The following is a 17,790-nucleotide window of genomic DNA, read 5'->3' on the forward strand; positions in this document are numbered from 1 at the left end:
GTGGGAGCGAGCGCCACTATCGATGATCATTCGCTCAGCATCTCCGGGATGGCGGAGTCTCGTGTTCCGGGACGACCGGACCGGCAGGGTTGAGCCACGCCCCCGATTCACCGACGCTCCCGCACGGCGGACGCTACCTGGGCCGGTAGGTGAGAGCTTGAGTGTCTGCATCGACGTGACGGTCCGGAGCCGGGTCGGCCTTGCCGGTACCGGTCGGAGGTGTTTTCGGGCTTGGGGGGTGCCGTCGTGAGGCCGCGAGGGCGGCGATGGCGGTGGTGAGGGGTACCGAGGCGACCAGGGCGACGGTGCCGGCGGCGGTTCGTACGATCTCGGYCCCGACGAGATCGGTGCCGGCCAGGTCGGCGCTGTTGCGGTCGGCGCTGTTGCGGTCGGCGAGGGTGAACAGGAGCAGGGTCGGGAGGGCGGCGCCGGCGTAGGCGAGCACCAGGGTGTAGACGCTGGAGGCGATGTGGTCGCGTCCGACCCGCATCCCGGAGCGGTACAGATATCACAACGAGACGTCCGGGGCGGCGCCTGCGACCTCCCATAATGCGGCGGCCTGCGTGATCGTCATGTCGTTGATCAGGCCGAGTGAGCCGATGATGACACTGGCGAGCACGAGGCCGGGGAGGCTCAGCTGCCCGGCGAACGCGGGCTGAGCGAGTCGGTGAAGAACACCGCGATGATCGTGATGGCGAGCAGGTCGTCGACGACGGCCAGGGTCAGCAGAAACGAGCGGAGCGCCACCGGAAGATGGGTACTGATCATGGCCAGCACCGCGACGGCGAACGCGATGTCGGTCGCTGTCGGCACCGCCCACCCCTGAGGCGCGCCGTCCGAGGACAGACCGTTGATCAATGTGTAGATCAGGGCGGGCAACGCCATCCCGCCAATCGCCGCGACAATCGGTAGGGCAGCCCGGCTAGGTGATCTCAGCTCACCAAGGACAAACTCGCGTTTCAGTTCGAGGCCCACGACAAAGAAGAAGATCGCCAGTAGGCCGTCGGGACGCCCAGCGCGAGAGGTTCAGGCGCAGATGCAACGCTTCCGGCCCCACGTAGGTCCCCGTCAGCGTCGTATAGGCCTCACGCCAGGGTGAGTTCGCCCAGACCAGCGCTACCATCGCTCCAGCCAGGAGCAGGAGGCCACCCACCGTCTCGCTGCGCTGTGCACCGGTGACCTGCTGGGCACGGGGCCAGCTCGGTCGGGCCAGGAGACGAGCGGGGGGAACCGGACCGCTCCGAGCCTTCTGGCGTCGGGGTACCGGACGGCGCGGCAGGCATGCATATCCCTTCGACAAGCCCAGTCATATGCGACGTCCTGACGCCCCGCCCCATGACCGCCTCGAACGGGTAGGGAACGCAGGCAGAACAGACGCATCATCATGCCGACCAGACTTCCCGGCGCACCAATCTCACCATATCGCCCCAGCCCGCCGGCCGGGCGCAGCGGCCCATCCCACGACCCGACAGACGTCCAGGTCAATGACTGGTGACCAGGCTGCCGCTGAGCCTGTCGTGGAGCTGGGCGCTGGGATCGTTGAGGCCGGTGATCTCGACGGCCTTGCCGCGCTGGGCGTACTTCGTCTCGATCGCGTCGAGTGCGGCGACGGAGGATGCATCCCAGATATGCGCCGCGGACAGGTCGATGACGATCCTGTCGGGGTCGCCTACGTAGTTGAACTGGCCGACGAGGTCGTTGGACGAGGCGAAGAACAGTTCACCGGTGACCTGGTAGACCACGCTGGTGCCGTCGGGGTCGGTGACGGAGGTGACCTCGGCGAGGTGGGCGACCCGCCTGGCGAAGATGACCATCGCGGTGACGGAGCCAACGACGACACCGATCGCGAGGTTGTCGGTGGCGACCACGACCGCAACCGTGATCACCATGACGGCGATCTCCCCGGCGGGCATCCGTTTCAGGGTCTTCGGGGCGATGGAGTGCCAGTCGAAGGTCGCGAATGACACCATGATCATGACCGCGACCAGTGCGGCCATGGGGATGTCCGAGACGACGGGGCCGAGAGTGACGCAGAGCAGCATCAGGAAGACCCCGGCGAGAAAGGTGGACAGTCGGGTACGAGCGCCGGAGACCTTCACGTTGATCATCGTCTGCCCGATCATGGCGCAGCCACCCATGCCACCGAAGAAGCCGGTGACGATGTTGGCGATACCCTGCCCGATCGATTCGCGGGTCTTGTTGGACGGGGTGTCGGTGATGTCGTCGACGAGCTTGGCCGTCATCAGCGACTCCATCAGTCCGACCAGCGCTATCGCGAGGGCGTACGGGGCGATGGTCGTCAGCGTGTCCAGGGCAAACGGGACGTCCGGCACCGCGGGTAGGGGCAGCGAGGACGGCAGAGTCCCTTTGTCGCCGACAGCCGGCACGGCGATCCCGGCCGAGACAGTGATGACGGTCAGGACCACGATGGACAGCAGCGGCGCCGGCACCACAGTGGTGATCTTCGGGAATAGCGCCATCAGGAGCAGAGCACCGATCATCATCGGGTACACGACCCAGGGCACGTCCCGCATCTCGGGGACCTGCGCCAGGAAGATCAGGATAGCCAGGGCGTTGACGAAGCCGACCATGACCGAGCGGGGAATGAACCGCGTGAGTCGCGCGATCCCCAGAGCGCCCAGGACGACCTGGAAGACGCCGGCGAGGACGACAGCGGCGGTGAGGTAGCCGAGTCCATGCTCGCGAGTCAGAGGCGCGATGACCAGGGCGACGGCGCCGGTGGCGGCAGAGATCATCGCGGGTCGGCCACCGGCGACCGAGATGACGACGGCCATGGTGAAGGATGCGAACAGGCCAACCTCGGGGTCGACCCCGGCGATGATCGAGAACGAGATCGCTTCGGGGATCAGCGCGAGCGCGACGACGAGGCCCGCGAGGACCTCGGTCCGCCAGACCTTCGGGTCAGACACCCAGACAGGGGTCAGAAGGCGCAGGCGTAGCGCCCTGGACCCAGCGGTAACAGCAGAAGACACGACGAACCACGGACCTGTCCTATTCGGGCACACCCGTCAGGCAGGTCAGGGCATGCGGAAAGCAGAGATGCGACCGAGCCTGCCCACCGCGAACCGCGGTGCGGGGCGTGGAGCTGGAGCAACGAGACGGTTGACGTGGCAGCACTCCGCCCGATGGTGCGGGGGACTGTTATCAAGGGCCATCAGGATCTGCCCGGTGACAGTCACGGTGGGCGGGCGACGGCGAGGAACGTCACGCGTTCACGCAGAAGCGTCTCGCGTGGGGACCGGGGTCACCACTGAGATGACGGCCCCCATCGGCGCGCGGCAGTACGGCAGCGACACCGGGTCTCGTCACACCCGAAACTCTACCCTAACGTAAGGGTAGAGTTTCAGATCTTCGGCGTCAGACCTTGACGAGAGTTGGACAACCGCCAGACGTCCTCGCCGCGGGCACGCAGACTCGTCAACCGCCACCGGAGAGTCCCGCCAGCACTTCTCCATCCGCGTGTCTCACCGTCGGGTCACCGTCAGTGAGACCGGGAGCTTGCCCGCCCAGCGGGATCGCACCGTCATTTTCTGACCACCGAGGACGGCAGGGTCGCGGGTTCGCCGAACAGTTCGAGGTAGCGCCGGGCGGCGTTGGGGTTGAGGTCGACTACGAGGGCCGACTGCACGTTTTCCGCCTCTTGGGCACCAGCGCTGTAGTAGGCCTCATAGGCGAGGATGTCCCGGTTGACCACGAACAGGTCGTACATCTTCTCGATGTAGTACGKGTTGTCTCCACCACCACCTTTTCTGTGATCCATTCCCCATTCCGGCACCGCGAACTGCTTGCCGTGCTCCCGGGCGAACCTGGCGACGGTGCATGCGCCGGAGTCACTGGTGCAATTCCGATCGAAGGCCTCCTGGGTGGTGGACGCCGGATACGAGTCGTAGGCGTCGATGCTGACGATGTCGACGACGTCGTCGCCGGGGTAGGCCCCCCATACACCGTCGCCGTTGCGCAAGCGGTTCTGGTGTCCGGTCATGTTCCAGTCGATCCGCACGTCCGGTGCCGTGCTTCTGATCGCCGTGACGACCTGTCGGAAGCACTGCTTCCATACAGCGGTGTCGTGTGGCGTCCACCAGAACCAGGTGCCGTTGAACTCCCAGCCAGGCCGGACGATCGCGTCCGGTCTGGCGTTGCGCACCAGTGTCTGACCGAACACCGCCCACTGCTGGTCGTAGTCGCCTCGGGCGCACGCCGCCTCGTTGCCGTCCTGGGGAAACAGAGGTTGGGCCACCGAGAGCATCCCCGGGTAGGCGTCGGGACGGAAGATGCTCATCGGCCAGTCGTCGCGTGTGATCGTCTGCCAGTTACTCCGGGCGGTGAACACGACGGCCACGTCGGTTGGGCGGCCGAGCCATGCTTCCCAGGCGCGGATGTCCTGCGGGGGGTTCGCGTTCGCACCGGACGGCCAAGCCCTGCCGGTGCTTCCCATGGTGGCCGCTGGTGTTGGCAGCGGGCCCGTCGCCGCAGGCGGCGCGGGCCGTTCGTCGGTTCCGCTCACCACGACGAGGAGGACGATGACGAGGATCCCGGCCATGACGGCTGCGCCGGCACCCATCAGCCACATCGCCCGCCGATGGGATACACCGGGAGTGCGGCGATGCTCCATGTCCTAGCCTCGCCGGTTCCGCAGCTTCATAGACCGACTCTACCGTTACGTGAGGGTTGCCCGAAAAGCTTGTTGGCCCGGGAGTGCCGTCGGGGGCGCAAGAATGCGCATGGTGATGGCGATGTCGCGGCCTGGATCAGGTGCGTCCCCGCATTCCGCTGGGGGCGCGAGTGGCCTAGAAAGTCGGCCGTCCCGCAGACCCGAGGTTATGCGCCTCGCTCTGCGCTCGGATGAGGCGCCGGGTCGTGGTAGCCGGGGCCGTTGCCCATCGAGGTCGGTGTCGCTGAACCGGCCGCTCGACGAGGTAATAGGAAGCGGCGGCGAGTCCCGTGCTCAGGACGATGGCGACCCCGACTGAGGGCCACTGGCCGATACGTTCTCCGGCCCTGTCGCGCACGATGCCAGTGACCGGATAGTGCCACAGGTAGAAGCCGTAGGAGATACGACCAAGCCAGGACAGCGGCGCACTTCCGAGCAGGCGGCCCAACGTGTTCGCCGGCTGCCGGTCAAGGGAGAGGATCAGCACCGCGGCCAGCAATGCAATCGTGGTGTAACCACCGTGATCGAGCATGGTGATCCGCGTGCTGACGTCAGGGGCGATCACCACTGCCCCGACCAGCAGCGCCAGGGCGGTCCAGCCCGCCAGCGCGAGTGGTCGCGCGCCCGCTGTGAACCGTGACCCCGGCCCGTTCCCGCGGACGCGTGGGCCGTGCCGCAGCCATGCGGCGAGGGCGCATCCGATGAGAAGGGCGTCCGCGCGGGTGTCGAGGCCCCAGTAGATCCGCAGGCCACTCACGCCGACGGCGATGAGGACCTCCCGCCAGACAACGACGAGCACCACCAGGCAGAGGATGATCAACGGGAGTCGCCGGCGAGCCGCTGGATGTCGGCACAGGAGGATGAGGCCGAGCGGCCAGAGCAGGTAGAACTGTTCTTCCACTGACAGCGACCAGACATGACCAAGCCAGTTACTGTCCGAGTCGATGCTCAGAACACGGAAGTAGTTGTTGATGTTCCCGAACGCGGTGACCGCGTTCATGATGAAGTTGTCGCGCTCCTCTCGATCCGCGAAGGCCACGAGGACCGAGCCGGCCGCGACGAAGACGGCGAATGCCGGAAGCAGTCGGAAGGCACGGCGGACGTAGAACCCGGCCAGGGATATTCCTCCCGTGCGTTCCCGTTCGGCAAGCAGAAGGCTGGTGATGAGAAAGCCGCTGAGCACGAAGAAGACGTCCACGCCGAGATAGCCGCCGCTGAGCGCCTCCATGTGGAAGCCGAGCACCGCCAGCACGGCGAGGGCGCGCAGTCCGTCCAGCGCCGGGTTGTAGGGGATGGCTCCTGGCCGCGGTGCGGCGACGGACCGGGGCACGCCGGAATCAAAGGGTTCCGGTGTCGGGGAGCTGGCGGCGAGACCAGCTCGTCCGAGACGGATGGTGTCCGCACTTGCCGCCTCTGTCTGGTGCTGCTCAGTCATGCCGGGGATCCTTTGTCGCACCATGCTCGATGTGAGCGTTGATTTCTGAGACTCCTGATGGCAATGCACGGCGGTCGCGCTGCTGCGAAACCAGCGCGCCACCTCGCTGCGTCGGTGCTCTGGCAGGTTTCGCAACCCGGCCGGGCGCCTCCGGCCGGAGGGGTGGTCGAGGTTCGGTCGTGCGTGGCGAGTTGTCCGTCCGGTCGACGGCAGCCATGTCTGATGTCACCGAGCCGGGCGGCAGGATCGGGTGCCGCGGTGCAGCGGCTCGTCAGCTGGACAGGGCACCTCAGGTGCGATCACAGCTTGCATGCGGGTCTTATCACGACCTCCGAGAGCTCAGCTCGGGCCGGTAATGCCACCGCGGTCACGACCAGGCTGGCGATGTCGTGAGGCTGCACGAGCAGGTCGGGGTTCCACTGCCGGCCCTCGTTCCGGAAGATCTGTTCCTGCATCGGCGTCGCCGTACGGCCAGGAAAAATGGTGGACACCCGCACTCCTGTGCCCGCCGCCTCAGCGCGCAGAGCATCAGCCACCGCCCGGAGGGCATGCTTTGTCGCTGCGTACTGGCTGACCCCGGCGCTTGCGGATATTCCCTGGGTCGAGTTGATGAAGACGATGTCGCCGCAGGCCGCGGTGAGTTCGGGAAGGAGCCGCTGAGTCAGCGCGTAGGGGGCGTGGACGTTCACCGCGAACTGTTCGTCGAAGCGAGCGAGGGACGCATAGGCGAGCGGGTCGCTTCGGTGGACTCCAGCTGAATGCACCAAAATGGACACTCGGCCTGTTGCGCGTCGGGCGATGTCCGCCAGTCGAGCACGTTCGTCACCGTCGGTGAGATCAGCACGATGGGGGTGCACGACGCCCCCACCGCGCCGGGCCTCAGTGGCCAGGGAGGCCAGGGCCCGCTCGTCGCGTCCGGTCGCGACCACCACGGCGCCTTCCAGCGCGAGAAGCAGTGCTGTCGCGCGACCGATTCCGTGGGAAGCGCCGGTCACGAGCGCCGCGCGGCCGTGGAGACGATGCGTCGCGAGGTTCTCGGCGGCTGGTGGTGTAGATGTCATCAGGTCGGCACGTTTCCCTCGCCGTGCAGCGACGACGGCCCGCTCTGACCGCCGCCTTCCGATGACGACTGGCTGGGGCGAAGGCGCTGTGACGGTCGAGTGGTCAGATGTGGGTGTTTCCGGCGGACGATCTGTGCCTTTTCAGGGCGTTCGAGCGATCCGGATGAAGCCCGGGGGTGGTTTCGCCTGGTCAAGAGCGAGGTGTCAGGTGGTGGTCGGTGCGTCGTTGTCACCGGATCGTTCGAAGCCGAGCCGCGGGTAGAGGTCTGCGACATGACCGTTCTTCGGCGAGGGATGATAGGTGCCACGCAGGATGTGGGCGCCCCGCCGGCGGCCGGTCTCGATCAGAAGGCCCAGCATCTCGTCTTCGAGGGTGCGTCCGATGACGCGGCAGCTGAGCAGCCAGGTGTCGATGTCGAGGACAGGTCCGCTGATACGGGCGATGAGCACCCCGACCAGGCCATGGTCACCGAAGCGATCGGCAAGCCGGACGCAGAGGGCGAGGACGTCGGGATCAGCGGCGAGGGCCCGAACCTCCGCCTCACCCCGGCGGCGCGTGGTGACGTTGAACTGATTGGTCTTGTTGATCAGTTGGGTGACCCGCGGGAGGGTGAGCTCGTCGACCGACACGACGGTCGCGGTCATGTCAAGGTCGCGTAGGAACGCGGACAGGTCGTCGCCGGCGTCGCGACGGAGGTCGGCGGCCCGTGCGCGGGCCTGGTACTGGGCGGTTCGTTCCCGGTCGGCAGCAGTAATCGCCCTGGTCTCGAAGTAGGGGTAGGACGCCAGGGTCCGGACGTAGTCGTGCGGGTCCTCGGGAAGGTCCACGACGTCCACCTCGGGCAGCGCCTGCCGGACAAGGGCACGCTCGGCGGAGTTGTCATCGACGAAGACGAGAGCGTCAAGCCCGATCGCCAGGGTGTCGGCGATCGCCCGGATCTGGTGTGCCTTGTCGTCCCATCCCACCGACAGGACGGCGATGTCCTCGACGCGCAGCCGCATGTCAGGGTGGCGGGTGAACGCCTCCAGGACGTCGGAGCGGTTGTTCTTGGAACAGACCGCGAGGATCACCCCACGTTCTTTCAGCTCCAGGACGTAGTTCTGGAAGGCGGTGAAGGCCTCCCCGGTCGGTCCGGCGCCGAGCGCGATGCCGGTGAGGCCGTCCTCTCCGAGGAGCCCGCCCCACAGGGTGTTGTCCAGGTCGAGGACCAGACACTTACGGCTGCGGCCGAGCGTCCCTGCGATCACCGCAGCGGTGTGGCGCGCAAGCAGGGGGATGCAGCTCAGGGAGACCGCCTGCTTGGCGCGGTGCCAGTAGCGGGCATCGAACCAGGTGTCGGTGCCGACCGCGGCGGCGAGGCGTTCGCAGTCGACGACGGCCACTGTGTCACCGGCTGCCTGGCTCAGTGCGGCGTTGAACCTGCGCAGCATCGTCAGCCGCGAGGTGGGGAGCCGGGCAGCCAGATGCCCGAGAGCCACCTCGGCCGGTATCGCGATGGTGTGTTGGACGATCCGTGCGTGGCACCGCGACGTCACCGTGTCCCACATGCCGCGGAAACGTGCCACCTCCGCGTCGACCGCGGCCTCCGCGTCGGCCAGGTCCCCCGGCCAGGTGGGCAGGGACACTGCGCCGTCGTGAACCGCCAGCACGACAAGGTCAGGGCGGAACCGGTACAGGCCGCTGTCGGAATCAAGGATCTCGCGCTGGTACTGGTCGTAGCCGGCCTCGTAGACCGCGACCGCGATGCCCGCGCGCGCGGCTGCCAGGGGGAGCAGGCCGCTGAATTGCGCGGTCGTGTAGCTGCCCAGCACGGCGACGCGGGCGGAGCGAGGCAGTTCGGCGGATGCAAGGCAGCGCCGGGCCACACCCGCTGCCGCCAGCCAGGTGGTGAAGGTGCTGTCCGCGTCGATCATGCGGAAGAGCTCGCGCAGCGCCCCCGTGGCATCCCCGGCGTCCGTCAGGACGCGGGCGCGTCCCAGCGAAGCCTGGACGACTTCGTCAGGCGAGGGAGCCGTCGGTGCCGTCATGATTCCTGTCCGTCGTCGAGGCGGCTGGCGTGCGGTCGGCTGTCGCGGTCGGAGCGTGGCTCGGGTGCGGTGGCCGGCTGGCATGGGCGCATGACGCGGGCGGGCTGCGCGAACGCGGTCGAGTCGGCGGGAAGGTCGACCGTGACGAGCGCGCTGGGTCCGATTTTCGCCCGGTCGCCGACGGTGATCGGGCCCAGCAGGCTCGCTGCGGATCCGATCTCCACACCGCGCCCGATGTGGGGAACGGTGGTGCGAGGCGCGGCCGATCTGGCGAGGCCGATCGTGACGTTGTGCCGCAGGAGACAGTCGTCGCCGATCACGCTGAACGGCGGTATCTGCACAGCCTGGTGATGTCCAATGAGGACGCGTCGGCCGATCACGGCCTGCGCGGACACCTCGGCCCCGTAGAGGTTGCGGATGACGAGGTTGTTCACCGTCTTACACAGCAACCCGACGGCGCGGGCGGCCGGGCCTGCCGTCGCCGTCGACCAGCGGGTGAGCCGGTAGACCAGCAGGACATGGAAACCCGGATGCGCTATCGACCCGTAGTGGCGTTTACGGTCCTCCCGGAGGAGCGTTGCCAGACTAGCGGTACTCGCCGCCCCACCGGTGCGGTCCGCTGCCTCGGGCCCGTCTCCCTGCGGACCCGGCTGGATGTCTGGGCGGTCAGGCCGGGGGCGCGCCGTCATGCGGCATGCACCCGGGACTCCAGGAAACGTCGCAGTTCACCAACGTTCGCGAAGCTCGTCAGCTGATCGTCCGTGAACCGCACACCGAACTCGTTCTCGATCGAGAACATGAGGTTGATGTGAGCGAGCGAGTCCCAGCCAGGGACCTCCTCCGMCGTCGTGGAGTCCCGGACAACCAGGTCATCGTTCCCGAAGACCGCACGGAAGACTCCCACCAGACGCGCCTCAACAGTCACCGCGTACCTCCCTCATCGACAGACCGCTGCCTCCCACTTGCGTGTCGATCCGTGTGCGGCGAACGGCTGACGATTCCCTCCAGTCCGCATACACCCCCGAACTCGACACTAACGTAAGGGTAGAGTTGTCCTTGTGACGCGATCCCACCGGGTGGGGTACGCCCTCCTGAACCAGCCGTCCCCCCGCTCGCAGCCACACAGCGCCTGACCACGCCGTGGGCAAACCCCGCTTAGGATCCGGCCAGGAGACGGGGACTCCCCGCGCGACGCCGCGGACACCAGCACCAGCGAGCTGCCCGCAGGCAGCGGGGCCATCCGCGACGCCCCACAGCACCCACCTGGTCACCCACCTATGGCGGCGGGAGCCGCCTACAGAACGCGACGGCGGGCGACAACAACACGGCCTGCCCGTGCTACCACGCCCTCCCGACGCTGCGGCGGCACGACGAAGGCTCTGTGGACAGTCGTTGACCAAGTCGCATCCGCGGAACGAACGCCGCGGTCAACATCGTCAACCGCACGGCGCGCAGCGCCGCCGAGTTCGGCGCGTTCGCCACCTCCTACACGATCTTCGCCCTGGTCGTAGGCCTCTCCCTCCTCACCTCGACCGCACCACTCGGCATCCACTTACGTGACCGCCACCCCTGACGACTTTCGCTCGGCAGCCAGGGCCTCCAGCGGCACGGCGCTCACCATCGGCGCCGCTGCCGGGACAATGCTCCTTGCCAGTACTGCGGTGAGTACCGGCACTCTGGGCGTCAGCCTCGCGGCCATGGGCATCGTGATGCCCGCGCTGCTTCTCCAAGACTCCTGGCGTTACACCCTCTTCACCGAAGGCCGCCCCACGGCCGCCCTCCTCAACGACCTCGTCTGGGCAGCAGCGATGGTCGCCGGATTCGCCGTACTGCCCGCGTGCCTCAGATCCGAGATGGCCAGCCTGCTTCTGGTGTGGGGCACAGCCACGCCCCCGGGGTCCTCGCCCGCGCAGCGCACCCGACCCCACCCGCACAGTCCGCTGGTACACCACGCACCACGAGACCACCGGATTCATGACCGCCGAGTACATCGCAGTACAGGGCGCCCAACAGACCTCCAACCTGATCATCGACGCCGTCGGCGCACCGTTCCCTGGTCGGCGCCTCACCCGCGTGAACCCTTTCTTAAAAACGCAGAACATTGCCACAGAATGAACGCCCCCATAAGGAAAGCGCGCCGAAGAACCGCTGACACACGCAACGGATCGGAACCTGAGATGAGGTGAGGGGTCGTACACTGGAACGGTCCGATTGATCCTGGATGACATGGAGATCCAGTGGATCAGCTGTGCGCGGGATGACTGGCCTACGAGGCGAGATTCCAGATCAAACAATCTAACAGTCTCGCGAGCACGACGATCAACGGAACGGCTTTCTGCGCCCAAGACGTCAGACTGGCCAACGGCCGCACCAACAGGATCGATCAACGTCAGATCCTCGTGCGCAGGCCCCTGATCGGAACACTCGACTGGTCTCAGTTGACCCATCCGACTCGGAATCTTGGGTCACCTGATGTGAGTTCAGGGACGGCGGTACGGAAACCTCACCGGACCCCGCCCTGCGGCGCGATCGAAGACGCCGCCCATGCAACAGTCTCACGATCCCCGCAACGTCGAGGGGTCGGATCTCGCCCTTACCGCGCGGGGCCGAAGACAGCGGCGAGGCTGTTCATGGCACCCGGGACGGGCCGGAAGTAGGCCCAGACGCCGCGTTTGTCGCGGGTGATCAGGCCGGCGTCGACGAGGACTTTCAGGTGGTGGCTGACGGTGGGCTGGGTCAGCCCGAGGGGTTCGGTGAGCTCGCAGACGCAGGCCTCGCCACCCTCGCGAGCGTAGATCATCGACAGGAGGCGCAGCCGAGTCGGGACGGCGATCGCCTTCAGAACGGCGGCGAGCCGGTCGGCATCGGCCGCCGAGAGGGGCGCTGCGGCCAGCGGGGTGCAGCAGGCCGCGATCGCACCGCCGAGGTCGTCAGGGATGTCCAGGGCGGCGCTGGTAGTCGGCCGGGCGGATGCGGAGGACGTGGCCATGGGGGCCAGCATGCCATCCGGTATTGACAGCGGTCTATGTCTGCGGGCATGCTCGCTCCCGCCAGGACATAGACGCATGTCGATGTGTGAGGGGTGAGGGTGATGGCGCGGGTGCAGCTGGCGTTGAACGTGTCCGATGTGGACGCGGCGGTGGTGTTCTACACGAAGCTGTTCGGGGTGGAGCCGGCGAAGCGCCGGCCGGGGTACGCGAACTTCGCCGTGGACGTGCCGCCGTTGAAGCTGGTGCTGATCGAGAACCCGCAGGCCCGTGGCGCCGGGGTGGCGGGGGCGTTGAACCATCTCGGGGTGGAGGTCGAGTCCACCGACGAGGTGACCGCCGCGGCGACCCGGCTGGCGGGTGACGGGCTCGCGACCGCAGTCGAGGAGAACACGGCCTGCTGCTACGCGGTTCAGGACAAGGTGTGGGTCRATGACCCGGACGGCGCGCCGTGGGAGGTGTACACGGTGCTGTCCGATGTGGTCGACGGGTCGGTGCCGATGCTGCGGACGGTGCAGCCCGACGGCGGGCCGGGGTCGGCGTGTGCCTGCGGTCCGGGGGTGGACTGCGGCCCGGCCACGGACACCAGCGGCGTCATGGGTGTCGAGCCGGCGCCGGCTGCGGCCGGCTGACCGCGGTGGGAGATGCCGACAGGCCGGACAGCCGGCCTCCGCTGGGGCGGCGTCTGGTGGCCGAGGCGGTGGGCAGCATGCTGCTCGCCGCCCTGGTCATCGGTTCCGGAATCGCGGCGACCACGTTGAGTCCCGGGCAGGTGGGGCTGCAGTTGGTCGAGAACGCGGCGGCGACCGCGGCAGGCCTGTTCGCGGTCATCCTGATGGTCGGGCCGGTATCCGGGGCGCACTTCAACCCGGTAGTCAGCTTCGTCGACGCGGCGTTCGGGGGGTTGTCGTGGCGGGACGCCGCCGCCTACCTGCCCGCCCAGGTCGCCGGCTGTGTGGCGGGGGCGGTGCTGGCGAACCTGATGTTCGACCAGTCGGCGGTGTCGATCTCCACGCACCATCGGGCCTCGGGGGCACATCTGCTCGCCGAGATCGTCGCGACCGCCGGCCTGGTCCTGCTGATCTTCTCGCTGGCCCGGTCGGATCGGGCCGAACGGGCCCCGGCGGCGGTCGGTGCCTATATCGGGGCGGCGTACTGGTTCACCAGCTCCACCAGCTTCGCGAACCCGGCGATCACCGTCGGGCGGATGTTCTCCGACAGTTTCGCCGGGATCGCCCCCGCCTCCGGCCCAGCGTTCATCGCCGCGCAGGCCGTCGGCGGGGTGGTCGGTTTCGGACTGGTCCGGCTGTTCTACCCACCCACCGCGGCGGCCCGCGCCCAGGCCGCGCAGATGCTGCTACCCCCCGCGGGCTCCGAGGCGACGGCGAACAGCGCCGCGCCACACGCGACCCGAGGGGTTTCCTGACCGGCACCAGCAGCCCACCGCGCCGGGCCTGTTCGGAGCCTTTGACCCGTCGACCGGCCGGGCGCCCTGCCGGCGACCCTCTCGCGGCCGGCCTACGACGACACGACGTTCACCGCCGACGCGGTGGACGAGGTGCCCGCCGGCTTCCTTCCTGCCGCTCGCGCCTGACCTCACATGCCTCACCGCTGTGAAAGGACCTGTCTGCCGTGCATCTGGTCGCGATCGGGGGCAGTGACGCGGGGATCTCCGCGGCACTGCGCGCCCGTGAACTCGACCCGTCCGCCGACGTCACCGTGATCGTCGCAGACGACTACCCCAACTTCTCGATCTGCGGGATCCCCTACTACCTGTCCGGCGAGGTCGGTCACTGGACCCACCTGGCCCACCGCACCCACGCCGACCTGGAAGCCACCGGCATGCGGCTACGGACGAACACCCTGGCCACCGGCATCGACGTACCCGGCCACCGGCTCACCGTCCGCCGCCCCGACGGCGGCGAGGAACAGATCCCCTACGACAAGCTGGTCATCGGGACGGGGGCCTTGCCGGCCGTCCCGCCCATCGCCGGGCTCGCCGACCCCGGTGACCTGCTCACCCCCACCACCGGCACCGGGTTAGGCCCGGCGGACGGGGTGCACCTGCTGCGCTCCATGGCCGACACCCACGCGATCATGCGGGGTCTCGTCGATGACCAGCCCGCGACCGCGATCGTCATCGGCGCCGGGTACATCGGCCTGGAAATGGCGGAAGCCCTCACCACCCGCGGGCTCGCGGTCACCCAGATCGAGATGGCTCCGCAGGTCCTGCCCACCCTGGACCCGCAGCTGGGTGCGCTCGTCACCGACGAACTCACCCACCACGGCGTCACTGTCCTGGCCCGGACCACCGTGCGGTCCCTCACCCGCGCCGAACCCGGCGCGCCGGGTCGGCTCCGCGTCGACGCGGCCACCACCAGCCCCGACGGCACCACCACCCCCACCATCCGCCACGCCGACCTCGTCCTCGTCGTCACCGGTGTCCGCCCCGACAGCCGCCTGGCCGCCACCGCCGGAGCCACCCTCGACCCACGCGGCGCGATCATCGTCACCGAACAGATGGAAACCGGCCTGCCCGACATCTACGCCGCGGGCGACTGCGTGCGGACCCACCACCGGCTGCTCGGCACCACCTGGCTGCCACTGGGCACCACCGCCCACAAACAAGGCCGCGTCGCCGGCGAGAACGCCCTCGGCCACCGGCGGGCCTTCACCGGCAGCCTCGGCACCCAGGTCGTGAAGGTCTTCGACGCCATCGCCGCCCGCACCGGTCTGCGTGACCACGAAGCCGTCGCCGCCGGCTACCAGCCCGCGACCAGCCAGACCCGTGCCGACGACCACAAGGCGTACTACCCAGGCGCCCAGCCCCTCACGATCCGTCTCACCGGGTCGACGACCACCGGGCAGCTCCTCGGTGCGCAGCTTGTCGGCCGCCGCGGCAGCGAGATCGCGAAACGGGTCGACACCTACGCCACCGCGATCCACCACCACATGACCATCGACGCCCTCAACGACCTCGACCTCGCCTACACACCACCCCTGGGCTCCCCCTGGGACGCCGTTCAGATCGCCGCCCAGACCTGGACCCGCGAACACAGGAGCAGCACACCCACCGCCGCTCTCTGACATCCCCCCAGCACCCGGCACCGWCATCCCGAGCGCCCTGCCCCGCCACGGTCACCAGCGGGCACGGCAGGCCGCGCATACTCGGCGTCCTGCCAGCTGTCGGCGCCGAACGCGTCATCCTCCGGCCCCATCCGCGGCGTCACCGGCCCCCCATTCCCTGGGGCATCCTCCTCACGAAAGATCGCCCTTTCATGACCACGAAGCCGTCCGTGCTATTCGTCTGCGTCCACAACGCCGGCCGCTCCCAGATGGCCGCCGGCTGGCTCACCCACCTCGCCGCCGGCCGCATCGAAGTCCGCTCCGCCGGCTCCGCTCCCGCCGACCAGATCAACCCCACCGCGGTCGCCGCCATGGCCGAAGTCGGCATCGACATCACCCACGAGACCCCGAAGATCCTCACCATCGACGCCGTCGAAGCCTCCGACGTCGTCATCACCATGGGCTGCGGCGACGCCTGCCCCGTCTTCCCCGGCACCCGCTACGAGGACTGGAAACTCGACGACCCAGCCGGCCAGGGCATCGACGCCGTCCGCCCCATCCGCGACGAGATCCACAGCCGTGTCCAAAAGCTCATCGATGAACTCCTCCCCACCCCCTCCTGACCCCACCCGCCATGAACGACCGAGCCGCACAGCACGCCACCGCCGTCAGCCGACGCCGGCACCCCCACGCATCCGCGGCGGTGCCGGCTCCGCGCCGGAACACACCCCGCATTCGAACCGCCGGTCGGTTGACCTGGGGATCACTACTGGTCAGCAGCCTGCTCCTCACCGGCTGCTCCCCACACCCGCCCACCACCGAGCCGACGACGCCGCATACCTCCCCAGGCCCTTCCCTGACGATCCACTCCACCGGCGACCCAATCAACGACACCTACCTCCAGTTCTGGGCCGCCTTCACCGACGCCCAGAGCCGCGGCGAACCGGACTACCCACTCATGACCCGCCACGCCGACGGACAAGCCCTCAAATGGGCACAAGCAGTTATTCGCGGCTACACCAACAGTGGATATATACGCACGATCAAACCCGGCTACGCGTCCCACCCACAGGTCACCAACAGAAGCAACGACGCCGGCCAGGTCACCGACAGCCAGGACTGGACCCTCTGGCCCCTGGAAGACCGCCAGACCCGACGGCCCATACCCAACACCCCGTCCCAGCAGTGCATCACCGCCGCGCTGACCCGCCACGAAAACACCTGGCTCGTCACCACACTCACATTCACCAACAGCAAATGTTGAACCCCGCTGCTGGCACTCCCCTAGAGAACGCAATGAAGCTGTTGATCGGACACTCTCGATGTTGATGGCTATGTAGGTGGAGTGGGGACCGTTCGGGACGAGGCGAAGTCTTCGATGCCATGCAGGCCGACGGACCCTGCGTCCGTTCCGAACGCCAGCAACGCTGAGGACGAGCCGACCGCGATCCTTCTCGGGCTGGTCAGCAACGTGTGAAAGCATCCGGTTGCACCCCGGCACGCCATCCCGTCCCGTCCAAGTAACGCCGGCTACGGCGCGGAAGGATGTGTGGCCGGCGGGTGCGCACCGGCTACCCGCTGGGGGTTTTCCGCGTCGCCCGCAGAAGCACCACGAGCGCGAGCGCCATCCAGGCCGCGAGGTAGCCGAACCCGAACACCGGTGAGGCCACCGTGTACAGGAGCCCGGCGACGCCACTGGTGTCGATGTTCCCGACCGCCTGCATGGTGGCGCGGCCCGAACGCCGACCTGCGGATCTTCTCCGGAGCGGACGCGGCGACCTCCGCGGTCTCCGCGCACCCGATCCCGATCCCGACGCCGGCCAGCACAAACGAGACCCCCAGCAGCCAGACCTGCGGCGCGGACACAGCGGACAGCAGGCAAGAGACCAGAAACGCCATCACAGCGCCGGTCACCAGCATCGGCTACGCGGAGGCCAAGCCGATCGGAGATCCCTCCAGCGGGGAACGACGGCGATCAGGCCAGCTGCCCCTACTCGGCCGCGAGGTCACGAGGACCTAGATGGATCAACAGGCCATCAGCCTCACTCCGCGCGCCCGCACGCGGCCCGGAAAAGCTCCCCCGCGCGCGCCACCGATCCGCCAGCATGATCACAAAATTGCCCACGGACCTGTACGGATCGATACTGCGACACGGATCGATACTGCGACGAAATCGCCACACCACTACGCTCCGCAGTCGGAACCTCCGGCGACTTCCAAGGAGTCGAACCAACCGATCAACGCCCCGACCTGGGTATCTACTACTCGATCAAACGTCAAATCTCATAGCTCTTACCTATTTACCCAGGTCAGGGCATTGTTACGCATCGTGGTGGAGGTGGCGGGAATCGAACCCCACCGGCCACCGGGTGAGCGAGAGTGCGAGTAGGCGGAATCCCCTGAAACATAAGGGGTTTTGAGCCTCGGACGGGTGCGGACGAGGGCCGTCGGATGGCCGAAAGTGAGCCCGGTGTCCGCACCATGTCCGCACCGGTACCCGCACCGGGCCATCCCGCGACGGGGTGACAGTCCGTGACGGCG

15 protein-coding genes and 2 pseudogenes are annotated in these 17,790 nt (G+C 68.0%); 6 read left to right on the forward strand and 11 right to left on the reverse strand.

Going from position 1 to position 17,790, the window contains the following annotated elements; translation table 11 throughout:
- Positions 1–133 precede the first annotated feature (133 nt).
- From CcI49_RS28620 to CcI49_RS28660, 9 genes and pseudogenes are all read right to left on the reverse strand, one after another.
- A pseudogene (locus CcI49_RS28620) lies at positions 134–619 on the reverse strand (YibE/F family protein).
- Between the two features lie 35 nt (positions 620–654).
- Positions 655–1,123 (reverse strand): annotated as a pseudogene (locus CcI49_RS28625) (Na+/H+ antiporter NhaA); the annotation flags it as partial.
- A 358-nt stretch (positions 1,124–1,481) separates the two neighbouring features.
- On the reverse strand, positions 1,482–2,993 hold the full coding sequence (locus tag CcI49_RS28630) for a SulP family inorganic anion transporter (protein ID WP_076831288.1): 1,512 nt from the start codon (positions 2,991–2,993) through the stop codon (positions 1,482–1,484).
- Between the two features lie 551 nt (positions 2,994–3,544).
- Positions 3,545–4,582, reverse strand: a complete 1,038-nt coding sequence (locus CcI49_RS28635; protein WP_241840285.1) for a glycosyl hydrolase — start codon at positions 4,580–4,582, stop codon at positions 3,545–3,547.
- Between the two features lie 226 nt (positions 4,583–4,808).
- Entirely contained in the window at positions 4,809–6,107 is a 1,299-nt protein-coding gene (locus CcI49_RS28640; RefSeq protein ID WP_116437529.1) for an acyltransferase, read from the reverse strand.
- A 299-nt stretch (positions 6,108–6,406) separates the two neighbouring features.
- Positions 6,407–7,168, reverse strand: a complete 762-nt coding sequence (locus CcI49_RS28645; protein WP_076831294.1) for an SDR family NAD(P)-dependent oxidoreductase — start codon at positions 7,166–7,168, stop codon at positions 6,407–6,409.
- A gap of 204 nt (positions 7,169–7,372) precedes the next feature.
- A complete protein-coding gene (locus tag CcI49_RS28650) occupies positions 7,373–9,196 on the reverse strand; it encodes an HAD-IIIC family phosphatase (protein ID WP_076831298.1) in 1,824 nt (607 codons plus the stop codon).
- Positions 9,193–9,885: a hypothetical protein gene (locus CcI49_RS39995; RefSeq protein WP_083749774.1), complete on the reverse strand. Its 693-nt coding sequence runs from the start codon at positions 9,883–9,885 to the stop codon at positions 9,193–9,195. The genes CcI49_RS28650 and CcI49_RS39995 overlap by 4 nt, the downstream gene beginning before the upstream one ends.
- The gene (locus CcI49_RS28660) at positions 9,882–10,121 is read right to left on the reverse strand and encodes an acyl carrier protein (protein ID WP_076831305.1); all 240 of its coding nucleotides are present in this window, start codon (positions 10,119–10,121) and stop codon (positions 9,882–9,884) included. The genes CcI49_RS39995 and CcI49_RS28660 overlap by 4 nt, the downstream gene beginning before the upstream one ends.
- Before the next feature lie 1,049 nt (positions 10,122–11,170).
- Between CcI49_RS28660 and CcI49_RS42255 the strand changes: the two genes are divergently transcribed.
- Positions 11,171–11,311, forward strand: coding sequence for a hypothetical protein (locus CcI49_RS42255; RefSeq protein WP_158230825.1), 141 nt, complete (start codon positions 11,171–11,173; stop codon positions 11,309–11,311).
- 478 nt (positions 11,312–11,789) lie between these two features.
- Here the strand turns inward: CcI49_RS42255 and CcI49_RS28665 are convergent, their stop codons facing one another.
- Positions 11,790–12,185 carry a metalloregulator ArsR/SmtB family transcription factor gene (locus tag CcI49_RS28665; RefSeq protein ID WP_076831825.1) on the reverse strand — a complete coding sequence of 132 codons (396 nt, stop codon included), beginning with the start codon at positions 12,183–12,185 and terminating at the stop codon, positions 11,790–11,792.
- 102 nt (positions 12,186–12,287) lie between these two features.
- Here CcI49_RS28665 and CcI49_RS28670 point away from each other — a divergent pair, with 102 nt between their 5' ends.
- The 5 genes from CcI49_RS28670 to CcI49_RS28690 all read left to right on the forward strand — a co-directional run bounded on the left by CcI49_RS28670 (position 12,288) and on the right by CcI49_RS28690 (position 16,513).
- The gene (locus CcI49_RS28670; RefSeq protein WP_076831309.1) at positions 12,288–12,815 is read left to right on the forward strand and encodes an ArsI/CadI family heavy metal resistance metalloenzyme; all 528 of its coding nucleotides are present in this window, start codon (positions 12,288–12,290) and stop codon (positions 12,813–12,815) included.
- A gap of 5 nt (positions 12,816–12,820) precedes the next feature.
- Positions 12,821–13,609, forward strand: a complete 789-nt coding sequence (locus CcI49_RS28675) for an MIP/aquaporin family protein (protein WP_076831314.1) — start codon at positions 12,821–12,823, stop codon at positions 13,607–13,609.
- Between the two features lie 197 nt (positions 13,610–13,806).
- Positions 13,807–15,270: an FAD-dependent oxidoreductase gene (locus CcI49_RS28680; RefSeq protein WP_116437530.1), complete on the forward strand. Its 1,464-nt coding sequence runs from the start codon at positions 13,807–13,809 to the stop codon at positions 15,268–15,270.
- A 191-nt stretch (positions 15,271–15,461) separates the two neighbouring features.
- Positions 15,462–15,872 carry an arsenate reductase ArsC gene (locus tag CcI49_RS28685; protein WP_076831321.1) on the forward strand — a complete coding sequence of 137 codons (411 nt, stop codon included), beginning with the start codon at positions 15,462–15,464 and terminating at the stop codon, positions 15,870–15,872.
- A 128-nt stretch (positions 15,873–16,000) separates the two neighbouring features.
- Positions 16,001–16,513: a hypothetical protein gene (locus tag CcI49_RS28690; protein ID WP_076831828.1), complete on the forward strand. Its 513-nt coding sequence runs from the start codon at positions 16,001–16,003 to the stop codon at positions 16,511–16,513.
- A 307-nt stretch (positions 16,514–16,820) separates the two neighbouring features.
- On the opposite strand, the gene CcI49_RS42260 is transcribed toward CcI49_RS28690, so the two are convergent.
- Positions 16,821–16,973 carry a hypothetical protein gene (locus CcI49_RS42260; protein ID WP_158230826.1) on the reverse strand — a complete coding sequence of 51 codons (153 nt, stop codon included), beginning with the start codon at positions 16,971–16,973 and terminating at the stop codon, positions 16,821–16,823.
- Positions 16,974–17,790 lie beyond the last annotated feature (817 nt).

This window comes from Frankia sp. CcI49, assembly GCF_001983215.1.
GTDB lineage: Bacteria > Actinomycetota > Actinomycetes > Frankiales > Frankiaceae > Parafrankia > Parafrankia irregularis.